This is a genomic window from Roseicyclus marinus, assembly GCF_030163795.1.
GTDB lineage: Bacteria > Pseudomonadota > Alphaproteobacteria > Rhodobacterales > Rhodobacteraceae > Roseicyclus > Roseicyclus marinus.
Genome location: NZ_JASJOF010000013.1, coordinates 48,538 through 58,694, shown reverse-complemented (window position 1 = coordinate 58,694; position 10,157 = coordinate 48,538). Strand labels below are relative to the sequence as shown.

Below are 10,157 nucleotides of genomic sequence, written 5' to 3'. Positions count from 1 at the left end.
CAGGCCGCGGCCCCCGCGCCCGAACCGGCCCCCGAACCCGCGCCCGCCCCCGAACCCGATCCGGCGCCGCAGGCCGATCCGCTCGCCTCCGCCATCGCTTCTGCCGTGGCCGATGCGGTCAGCGCGCCCGCTCAGCCCTCCGGCCCCCCGCTCAGCGCAGGCGCGCGCGACGGGTTCCGCGTGGCGGTCTCGGCCTGCTGGAACATCGGCTCCCTCTCGACAGAGGCGCAGGGCACCACCGTTATCGTCGGCTTCGACATGACGCCCGATGCCCGCCCCGTCGACGGCACGCTGCGCCTGATCTCCTCCGAAGGCGGAAGCGCCGCCGCCGCCCAACAGGCCTACGAGGCCGCGCGCCGCGCCATCCTGCGCTGCGGCGCGAACGGCTACGGCCTGCCCGCCGAAAGCTATGACCACTGGCGGCAGGTGGAGCTTGTCTTCAACCCCGAAGGGATGCGGCTGAGATGAAGGGTCGGCTTCGCATATGGTTGGCCTGTTCGCTTTGGTCCACCGCGACCTTGGCCCAGTCTGTCAGCGGCCAACCCTCTATCAACGGTATTGGCGATTTGGTGGCCGCTTGCTGGAACATCGGGTCACTCAACAACACGGCTAGGGATGTGAAGGTCGCCGTGGTATTCGAACTGGATGTTGATGGTCGACCCGTGTCGAACTCCATTCGCCTCATTGCGGCCAGCGGGCCCGATGAAGCCGCCGCCCAACAGGCCTACGAGGCCGCGCGCCGCGCCATCCTGCGCTGCGGAGCGAACGGCTACGGCCTGCCCGCCGAAAGCTATGACCACTGGCGGCAGGTGGAGCTTGTCTTCAACCCCGAAGGGATGCGGCTCAGATGATCCTGTGCGCCCCCCTCCCGCCATCCCGCCCCGCCCCGGATCACGTTTGGTCCATCCGGCCCCCCCGGACCGTGACCCGATCCCGCTTTGCCCTTATCCTTTCGTCCCAAGGCCGCCCCACGCGGCAGGAGATGTTGCCATGTTGACCCGTCGTTCCCTGCTTCTCACCGGTTCCGCGCTCGCCGCGACCCCGCTCCTGCCCGCCCGCGTCCGCGCGCAGGCCGTCCCCCTCCGGCTCGAGATCACCGAGGGCGTGATCGAACCCTTGCCCTTCGCCCTCCCGACCTTCATCGCGCGCAACGGCGGGGCCGCCGATGCCGCCGCCGACATCAGCCGCGTGATCGCCGCCGACCTGCGCGGCACGGGCCTCTTCCGCCAGATCCCCGAAAGCGCGTATATCTCCACGATCACCAGCTTCGATGCCCCCATCCTCTATCCCGATTGGCAGGCGATCAACGCGCAGGCCCTCATCGTGGGCGAGGTCGAGGAACAGGGCGGCCGCCTTGTCGTGCGTTTCCGCCTCTTCGACGTCTTCAGCCAACAACCGTTGGGCGAGGGGCTGCAATTCGTTGGCTCTCGCGACGGCTGGCGGCGCATGGCCCATAACGTCGCCGATCAGGTCTATGAACGGATCACCGGCGAAACCGGCTATTTCGACACCCGCGTCGTCTTCGTCCACGAAGAAGGGCCCAAGAACGCCCGCCTCAAGCGTATCGCGCTGATGGATTACGACGGCGCGAACGTCCAGTTCCTGACCGACAGCCGCAACCTCGTGCTGGCGCCGCGCTTCAGCCCCACGGGCGACCGGATCATCTACACCAGCTACGAAAGCGGCCAGCCCCGCGTCTACCTGATGGATGTGGCCAACCTACAGCCGCGTCCGCTGGAGGCTGTCTCGGCGGGCAACATGACCTTCTCGCCCCGCTTCACCCCCGATGGCGGCTCGGTCGTCTTCTCGATGGAACAGGGCGGCAATTCCGACATCTACCGCGTCGCGGTGGGTGGCGGTGCGCGCACGCAGCTCACCAACGCGCCCTCCATCGAAACCGCGCCCTCCTTCTCCCCCGACGGCAGCCGGATGGTGTTCGAGAGCGATCGCACCGGCGGGCAGCAGATCTACGTCATGCCCGCAGGCGGCGGCGAGCCCGCCCGCATCAGCCGCGGCACGGGCCGCTACGGCACGCCCGTCTGGTCGCCGCGCGGCGATTACATCGCCTTCACCAAGCAAGAGGCCGGGCGCTTCCACATCGGCGTCATGCGCACCGACGGGTCCGAGGAACGGCTTTTGACCGCCTCCTTCCTCGACGAGGGCCCGACATGGGCCCCCAACGGCCGCGTGCTGATGTTCACCCGCGAAACCGCAGGCACCGATGGCGCGCCCGCCGTCTATTCCGTCGACATCTCGGGCCGCAACCTGCAGCGCGTCGCGACGCCCGGCATGGCCTCCGACCCGTCATGGTCGCCGCGCCTTCCGTGATTTCCGCCCCCAACCCCGCATGGACTGAGCCTCCCGGCCCATGCTAGACTGAGCCAAAGAACAATAGGACCCGAGCATCATGACCTTCCGCTTCCGCACCGCTGCCCTCCTTCTCATCGCCGCGATTTCCGTCTCCGCCTGTGCCCGTGGCGGCCTGAACGACGGCGCCGGCGGCCTGAACGGCCAGGGCGGCTTCGGCACCGCCTCCGACCCGACCTCCATCGCCTTCTTCAACCAGTCCGTGGGCGACCGCGTTCTCTTTGCCGTCGACCAGTCCACCCTCAGCGTCGAGGCGCAGTCGATCCTGACCGCACAGGCCCAGTGGCTCATGACCAACAGCGAATACCGCGCGCTGATCGAAGGCCATGCCGACGAACAGGGCACCCGCGAATACAACCTCGCGCTGGGCGCGCGCCGGGCCTCCGCCGTGCGCGATTTCCTCGTGTCGCAGGGTGTGCCCGACAGCCGCCTGTCCACCGTCAGCTACGGCAAGGAACGCCCGATCGAGATCTGCTCGAACGAAGCCTGCTACAGCCAGAACCGCCGCGCCGTGACGGTTCTGTCGGCCGGCGCCGGGGTCTGATCCCATGCGCCGCGCGCTGGTTCTCGGGTCGGCTCTCGCCCTCTGCCTCGGTCTCGCCGCGCCGCTCGCGCAGGCGCAGGACCGCGCGCAGACCCTTGCCGACATCCGGCAGGAATTGTCCGTCCTCTTCGTCGAGATCCAGCGCCTGCGCGGCGAATTGAACACCACGGGCGGGGCCTCGGCCCCGGCCGGCGGCAGCGTCCTGTCCCGCGTCGACGCGATCGAGGCCGAATTGCGCCGCCTCACCAGCCTGACCGAAAGCCTCCAGATCCGCGTCGACACCATCGTGACCGACGGCACCAACCGCATCGGCGACCTCGAATTCCGCCTGTGCGAGCTGGAAACCGATTGCGACATCTCCAGCCTTGGCGACACGCCCCGCCTTGGCGGCGGCACCGCCAATGCCGCGCCCGCGCCCGCCATCGCGCCCAGCCAGCCCACGGGCGGCGCCAACCTCGCCGTGGCCGAACGCGGCGATTACGAACGCGCGCTCGCGGCCTATGAAAGCGGCGATTACGCCACCGCCGCCCAGTTGTTCGAAGCCTTCACCCAGACCTATCCGGGCGGCCCATTGAGTGCCGAGGCGCATTTCCTGCGCGGCCGCGCCGAGGCCGAGCAAGCATCCTGGAGCCGCGCCGCCCGCGCCTATCTCGATGCCTTCACCGCAAATCCCGAAGGTCCCCGCGCCCCCGCCGCCCTCGTCAATCTCGGCACCTCTCTGGGCCAACTCGGTCAGACCGACGAGGCCTGCCTGACGCTCTCCGAGGTCGGATTGCGCTACCCCGGCGACCCCGCCACCTCCGAGGCCGAGGCCGCGCGGCTGCGTCTCGGCTGTTCGTGACCCCGACCAGACCCGATACCCACAACAGCCTCGAGGCCCGCTTCGCCGCCAGCATGGGCGCGATCCTCGGCCCCGATTTCCCGCCCCGTATCGCCCTTGCCGTTTCCGGCGGGGGTGACAGCATGGCGATGCTGGCGCTGGCCCATGGATGGGCGCGCGTCATGGGGATCGCCCTGCATGTCGTCACCATCGACCACGGCCTGCGCGCCGCCAGCGCGGCCGAGGCCGCGATGGTCGGTGCCGAATGCGCGGCGATTGGCCATCCCCATGCCACCCTCCGCTGGAATTGGGACGGGCAGGGCAACCTTCAGGATGCCGCCCGCGCCGCGCGCCTGCGCCTGATCGACGACTGGCGTGGCGACATCGCCCATGTCCTCTTCGCCCATAGCCGCGACGATCAGGCCGAAACGCTCCTGATGCGCCTGTCCCGCGGCTCGGGGGTGGAGGGGCTCTCGGCCATGGCCCCCTTGCGCCGCCCGCAGGGGCACGGCTTTTGGCAGGTGCGCCCGCTTCTCGACATCTCCCGCGCCGACCTGCGCCATTACGCCACCACTTTGCGCCTGCCCTTCGTCGACGATCCCTCCAACGACGATCCCCGCTTCGACCGTGTCCGCGCCCGCCGCGCGCTGGCCGCACTTGCCGATCTCGGCCTCACCGCCGACGGCTTGGCAGACACCGCCGCCCGCATGGACCGCGCCCGCACGGCCTTGGCCGCCCGCGCCGCCAGCGTGGCGCACACCCTTGTCGTGCAAGACGATCCCGCGACCGGTCAGCTTGTGCTCGACCGCGACGGGCTCGCCGCCGTCGAACGCGACACGCAATTGCGCCTTCTCGCCGCCGCGCTGCAATGGGTGGGCGGCGGGCCCTACCGCCCCCGCGCCAGCGCGCTCGAGGGCCTGCTCGACCGGATCCTCGGCGGGGCGGGCGGCACGCTCCTTGGTGCGCAGGTCATGCTCGCCCGCGACCGCCTGCGGCTTTTCCGCGAATATGCCGCCGTCCGCGACCATTCGTCCCCGACCGGCCCCGATGTGCTCTGGGATGGGCGCTGGCGTCTGAACGGCCCTACCGTCGACGGCCTGACCACCCGCGCGCTCGGGCCTGCGGGCTGGGCGCAGATCCCCGAAAAACCGGATCATGCCCCACCTTACGAGGCCGCGCTCGGCCTTCCGGCGGTCTTCGACGGCGACATCCTGATCGCCTGCGCGCCGCTTGGCTTCGGCCCCGCGCAGGAATGCACGCTTCTCCGCCCGGCTGGGTCATTTGTCGCATTCCTGCAATTGCGTTGAAGTCCCGGCCCAAGCGCTTATCTTAGCATGGACAGCGGGCCGCTCCTTTGGCCTGCGCGATCCGTGAGGGAGACTGCCTTGGGCAACGCGAGAAACGTCGCATTCTGGGTCATCCTGTTCCTGCTGATCCTGGCCTTGTTCAACCTGTTCTCGGGTGGCCAGAACCAAGTGGCACAGCGTGGCGTGGCCTATTCCGAATTCATCAGCCAAGTCGAAAACCGGCAGGTTGTTTCCGCGACGCTCGATGGCGAGAACGTTCAGTTCACCACCGCCGATGGCACCTATTCCACCATCGCGCCGGGCGATGCGAACACCACCGATGTGCTCTTGAACAACGGCGTCCGGATCGAGGCGCGGCCGCAGGAACAATCGGGCTTCCTTTCGGTTCTCTCGCTTTGGCTGCCCGTTCTGGTGCTGATCGGCATCTGGATCTTCTTCATGAACCGGATGCAGGGCGGCGGTCGCGGTGGCGCGATGGGCTTTGGCAAATCCAAGGCGAAACTCCTGACCGAGAAACATGGCCGCGTGACCTTCGATGACGTCGCGGGCATCGACGAGGCCAAGGAAGAGCTTGAAGAAATCGTCGAGTTTCTCCGCAATCCGCAGAAATTCAGCCGCTTGGGCGGCAAGATTCCCAAGGGCGCGCTGCTCGTCGGCCCGCCCGGCACGGGTAAGACGCTGCTTGCGCGCGCGATCGCGGGCGAGGCGGGCGTTCCCTTCTTCACCATCTCGGGTTCCGATTTCGTGGAAATGTTCGTCGGTGTGGGTGCGTCCCGCGTCCGCGACATGTTCGAACAGGCCAAGAAAAACGCGCCCTGCATCGTCTTCATCGACGAGATCGACGCCGTGGGCCGGTCGCGTGGCGTGGGCTATGGTGGCGGCAACGACGAACGCGAACAGACGCTGAACCAGCTTCTCGTCGAGATGGACGGGTTCGAGGCGAACGAGGGGATCATCATCGTCGCGGCCACCAACCGCCCCGACGTGCTCGACCCCGCGCTCCTGCGCCCCGGCCGTTTCGACCGTCAGGTTCAGGTACCGAACCCCGACATCAAGGGCCGCGAGCGGATCTTGGGCGTTCACGCCCGCAAGGTGCCTCTGGGTCCGGATGTCGACCTGCGCATCATCGCGCGCGGCACGCCCGGTTTCTCGGGTGCCGATCTCGCCAACCTCGTGAACGAGGCGGCGCTGATGGCCGCCCGCGTGAACCGTCGTTTCGTGACGATGGAAGATTTCGAATCCGCCAAGGACAAGGTGATGATGGGCGCGGAACGCCGCTCCATGGTCATGTCCGAAGATGAGAAGAAATTGACCGCCTATCACGAGGCTGGTCACGCCATCGTCGGTCTCAACGTCCCCGACCACGATCCGATCCACAAGGCAACGATCATCCCGCGCGGCCGCGCGCTGGGTCTGGTCATGTCGCTTCCCGAACGCGACCAGCTTTCGGTCAGCTACCGCAAGTACACGTCCAAGATCGCCATGGCGATGGGCGGCCGCGTGGCCGAGGAACTGGTCTTCGGCAAGGAAATGGTCACCTCCGGCGCGGCCTCCGACATCCAGCAGGTGTCCAAGATCGCCCGCGCCATGGTCACCCAATTCGGCTATGCCGAGGAACTGGGATATGTCGATTACGCCAACGAGCAGCAGAGCTATCTGGGCGCTTACGGCGGCGGCACCAACCATTCCGAAGAGATGCAGAAGCGGATCGACGGCAAGGTGAAGGAATTCATCGACGAAGGCTACGAGACCGCCAAGCGCATCCTGACCGAAAAGCGCGACGATCTGGAACGGCTAGCCCAAGGCCTTCTCGAATACGAGACCCTGACCGGGGCCGAGATCCAGAAGGTCATCAACGGCGAAGCGCTGAACCGCGGCGATGACGATGACGCGTCTTCGACCTCGGGCGGCACGCCGTCGATCACAGCGATCCCCAAGCTCAAGCCCAAGTCGCGCCCTTCGGGCGACATGGAGCCCGAGCCTTCGGCCTGATGCCGGCCTTGATCGATCCGAATGAAAAACCCCCGGTCGCTGACCGGGGGTTTTGCTTTTGCGGTGGCTCCTGCCGCGAATTCTTAACGAAATCCTGCCACGTCCTGGAACCGGTCACGATTCGTCAGGATCTGGCGGTCAATCTTTACCCTTCGTCAGGAAAGAGCCGCCGATATTAACCGCCCATGAACTTCTTGCGGGCCGCTTCCATCGACTTTTCCATCTCTTTCCATGCGTCTTGCATGGTCGACTGGATCTCCTTCATCGCGTCCATATTGGCGCGCCCCAGCTCTTCCATGTGCTTTTGCATGTGGTCGCGCTGCTCCTGAAGCGAAGCCATCTGCTTCTTCATCTGCTCCTGCTGCTGCGTGCCGGCATCCATCATCTTGGCCTGCATCTTCTTCATTTCCGCGTTCCACGCGTCCATCTGCGCCTTGGCCTGCGCCATGAAATCGGTTTTTTCAGCCATTTTCAGTCCTTCCGATCAGGGTGGTACGATCACCCTAACACGGTTGCCGCACGCTTGTGCAGGGTTTCGGCTTGCATCCCCGACTGCCGCGCTTTCAGATCATCGTAGTCCCTCGGAGAGACCGGAAATGCCTGCCCTGATCCCCACCCCCTTCACCGCCAAAGTCACGTGGCTGGGCGCAAATCCGGATCGCGACGCGGCGCTGGAAAGCCGGGCCATGACCGAAATGTCCTTGACTTTCCAGGGGTATGAGGGCGAAAGCCACGCGGGCCTCACCCGTCCCGCTGACAGCCGCGTCCGCGCGCAATACAAACGCGGCACGCCGATCCGCAACACCCGCCAACTCTCCATCCTGTCGGCCGAAGACCTCGCCTCCATCGCCGCAGACATGGGTCTCGATGCGCTCGACCCCGCGCTGGTCGGGGCCTCCATGGTGATCGCGGGCATCCCCGATTTCTCCCATATCCCGCCCTCCTCCCGGCTTCAGGACGAGGCCAGCGGCACGACGCTGACGATCGACATGGAAAACCGTCCCTGCCACCTGCCTGCCGCCCCGATCGAGGCGCGCCATCCCGGCTTCGGCAAGGCCTTCAAACGCGCCGCCGTCAGCCGCCGCGGCGTCACAGCATGGGTCGAGCGCGAAGGCACGATCCGCCTCGGCGCGACGCTCCGCCTGCACATTCCCGACCAGCCGCCTTGGCCCCATCTCGAAGCGGCGCGTAGAGCCGCCCGGTGACAGCCGTGTCCGATCGGAAACCTCCGGTGACGACAAGGCCCACGAATGTGTCGCAATCAATCCTTACACGCACCTCGGCGCCCGCTATGAGGTGAGCTGACATACATGCCCGCAAGGGAAAGGGAGCCCGCCGACATGGCCTTCAAGACCGACATCGAAATCGCCCGCGCGGCGCAGAAGAAACCGATCCAGGAGATCGGGGCCAAGCTTGGCATCCCCACCGAGGCGCTGCTGCCCTATGGTCACGACAAGGCCAAGATCGGACAGGATTTCATCTCCGGCCTCGGCTCCCGCCCGGATGGAAAGCTCATCCTCGTCACCGCGATCAACCCCACACCTGCGGGTGAGGGCAAGACAACCACGACCGTCGGTCTGGGCGATGGCCTGAACCGCATCGGCAAGCGCGCCGCGGTCTGCATCCGCGAAGCGAGCCTTGGCCCGAATTTCGGGATGAAGGGTGGAGCCGCAGGGGGTGGTTACGCGCAGGTCGTGCCGATGGAGGACATGAACCTCCATTTTACCGGTGATTTTCACGCCATCACCAGCGCCCACAACCTGCTGTCGGCGATGATCGACAACCATATCTACTGGGGCAATGCGCTGGACATCGACGAACGGCGCATCGTCTGGCGGCGCGTCATGGACATGAACGACCGCGCGCTGCGTGACATGGTGGTAAGCCTTGGCGGCGTCGCCAACGGGTTCCCGCGCCAGACGGGTTTCGACATCACGGTCGCCTCCGAGGTCATGGCGATCTTGTGTCTGGCCAGCGATCTGGCCGATCTGGAGCGTCGTCTGGGCGACATGATCATTGCCTACACCCCTGACAAGAAGCCGATCTATTGCCGCGATATCAAGGCCGACGGGGCGATGACGGTGCTGCTCAAGGATGCGATGCAGCCCAACCTCGTGCAGACGCTGGAAAACAATCCCGCCTTCGTCCACGGCGGCCCCTTCGCCAATATCGCGCATGGCTGCAACAGCGTGATCGCGACGCGCACGGCGTTGAAGCTGGCCGATTACGTCGTGACCGAGGCGGGCTTTGGCGCCGATCTGGGTGCCGAGAAATTCATGAACATCAAATGCCGCAAGGCCGGGCTTGCACCCGATGCGGTGGTGATCGTGGCGACCGTCCGCGCGATGAAGATGAACGGCGGCGTCGCCAAGGCCGATCTGGGGGCCGAGAATGTGGAGGCGGTGAAAAAGGGCTGCGCCAATCTGGGCCGCCACATCGAGAACGTGCAGGGCTTCGGTGTTCCGGTCGTGGTCGGCATCAACCATTTCGCGGGCGACACCGAGGCCGAGATCGCAGCGGTGAAGGCGTATGTCGCGGGGCTCGGGTCCGAGGCGATCTTGTGCCGCCACTGGGCCGAGGGCGGCGCGGGTATCGAGGATCTGGCGCGCCGCGTGGCGGAGCTTGCCGATGGCGGGTCGGCGGATTTCAAGACGCTCTACCCCGACGAGATGGGGCTGATGGACAAGATCGAGACCATCGCCACCCGCATCTACCGCGCCGGAAGCGTGACGGCGGATGCGGGCGTGCGCGCGCAGCTCAAGGCTTGGGAAGAAGCGGGATATGGCCATCTGCCGGTCTGCATGGCCAAGACGCAATATTCCTTTTCGACCGACCCGAACCTGCGCGGCGCGCCCGAAGGGCATACGATCCCCGTGCGCGAGGTCCGGCTGTCGGCCGGGGCGGGCTTCGTCGTGGCGATCTGCGGCGAGATCATGACCATGCCCGGCCTGCCCAAGGTTCCCGCCTCCGAGACGATCCGCCTGAACGATGCGGGCTTGATCGAAGGACTGTTCTGAGGTCAAGGGGGTGCGGCGGCAGGGGCATCGAGCCCCCGCCGCCGCGAACGCCGCCTGTCAGCGGTGCGCGGTGTCCTTTGGTCTGCGCATGCTTGGCTGGGGCGGTAGCC

At 66.6% G+C, this 10,157-nt stretch carries 9 protein-coding genes and 1 pseudogene; 9 read left to right on the top strand and 1 reads right to left on the bottom strand.

Annotated elements, in window-relative coordinates; all coding sequences use genetic code 11:
* From QQK63_RS16090 to ftsH, 7 genes and pseudogenes are all read left to right on the top strand, one after another.
* Positions 1-468, top strand: a pseudogene (locus QQK63_RS16090) (energy transducer TonB); the annotation flags it as partial.
* Entirely contained in the window at positions 465-851 is a 387-nt protein-coding gene (locus QQK63_RS16085) for a hypothetical protein (RefSeq protein ID WP_277826793.1), read from the top strand. The pseudogene QQK63_RS16090 and the gene QQK63_RS16085, both read left to right, overlap by 4 nt.
* A gap of 139 nt (positions 852-990) precedes the next feature.
* The gene (gene tolB, locus QQK63_RS16080) at positions 991-2,328 is read left to right on the top strand and encodes a Tol-Pal system beta propeller repeat protein TolB (RefSeq protein WP_277826795.1); all 1,338 of its coding nucleotides are present in this window, start codon (positions 991-993) and stop codon (positions 2,326-2,328) included.
* Positions 2,329-2,407: 79 nt separating this feature from the next.
* Positions 2,408-2,911: a peptidoglycan-associated lipoprotein Pal gene (gene pal / locus QQK63_RS16075; RefSeq protein WP_277826797.1), complete on the top strand. Its 504-nt coding sequence runs from the start codon at positions 2,408-2,410 to the stop codon at positions 2,909-2,911.
* Positions 2,912-2,915: 4 nt separating this feature from the next.
* Positions 2,916-3,752 carry a tol-pal system protein YbgF gene (gene ybgF / locus QQK63_RS16070; protein WP_277826799.1) on the top strand — a complete coding sequence of 279 codons (837 nt, stop codon included), beginning with the start codon at positions 2,916-2,918 and terminating at the stop codon, positions 3,750-3,752.
* Positions 3,749-5,038, top strand: a complete 1,290-nt coding sequence (tilS, locus tag QQK63_RS16065) for a tRNA lysidine(34) synthetase TilS (protein ID WP_277826801.1) — start codon at positions 3,749-3,751, stop codon at positions 5,036-5,038. The genes ybgF and tilS overlap by 4 nt, the downstream gene beginning before the upstream one ends.
* 78 nt (positions 5,039-5,116) lie before the next feature.
* Complete coding sequence (gene ftsH, locus QQK63_RS16060; protein ID WP_277826804.1) at positions 5,117-7,030, top strand: ATP-dependent zinc metalloprotease FtsH; 1,914 nt, start codon at positions 5,117-5,119, stop codon at positions 7,028-7,030.
* 175 nt (positions 7,031-7,205) lie between these two features.
* Here ftsH and QQK63_RS16055 read toward each other — a convergent pair whose 3' ends face one another.
* Complete coding sequence (locus QQK63_RS16055; RefSeq protein ID WP_277826806.1) at positions 7,206-7,499, bottom strand: sll1863 family stress response protein; 294 nt, start codon at positions 7,497-7,499, stop codon at positions 7,206-7,208.
* A gap of 127 nt (positions 7,500-7,626) precedes the next feature.
* On the opposite strand from QQK63_RS16055, the gene QQK63_RS16050 reads away from it, so the two are divergent.
* Both QQK63_RS16050 and QQK63_RS16045 read left to right on the top strand, forming a co-directional pair.
* Positions 7,627-8,235, top strand: a complete 609-nt coding sequence (locus QQK63_RS16050; protein ID WP_277826808.1) for an MOSC domain-containing protein — start codon at positions 7,627-7,629, stop codon at positions 8,233-8,235.
* Between the two features lie 135 nt (positions 8,236-8,370).
* Complete coding sequence (locus QQK63_RS16045; RefSeq protein WP_277826810.1) at positions 8,371-10,047, top strand: formate--tetrahydrofolate ligase; 1,677 nt, start codon at positions 8,371-8,373, stop codon at positions 10,045-10,047.
* Positions 10,048-10,157 lie beyond the last annotated feature (110 nt).

Bases quoted from the DNA above. Each gene is read 5' to 3' on its own strand.
- QQK63_RS16045 (WP_277826810.1), top strand. From the start codon at position 8,371: ATGGCCTTCAAGACCGACATCGAAATCGCCCGCGCGGCGCAGAAGAAA.
- QQK63_RS16055 (WP_277826806.1), bottom strand. From the start codon at position 7,499: ATGGCTGAAAAAACCGATTTCATGGCGCAGGCCAAGGCGCAGATGGAC.
- QQK63_RS16050 (WP_277826808.1), top strand. From the start codon at position 7,627: ATGCCTGCCCTGATCCCCACCCCCTTCACCGCCAAAGTCACGTGGCTG.
- pal (WP_277826797.1), top strand. From the start codon at position 2,408: ATGACCTTCCGCTTCCGCACCGCTGCCCTCCTTCTCATCGCCGCGATT.
- QQK63_RS16085 (WP_277826793.1), top strand. From the start codon at position 465: ATGAAGGGTCGGCTTCGCATATGGTTGGCCTGTTCGCTTTGGTCCACC.
- tolB (WP_277826795.1), top strand. From the start codon at position 991: ATGTTGACCCGTCGTTCCCTGCTTCTCACCGGTTCCGCGCTCGCCGCG.
- ybgF (WP_277826799.1), top strand. From the start codon at position 2,916: ATGCGCCGCGCGCTGGTTCTCGGGTCGGCTCTCGCCCTCTGCCTCGGT.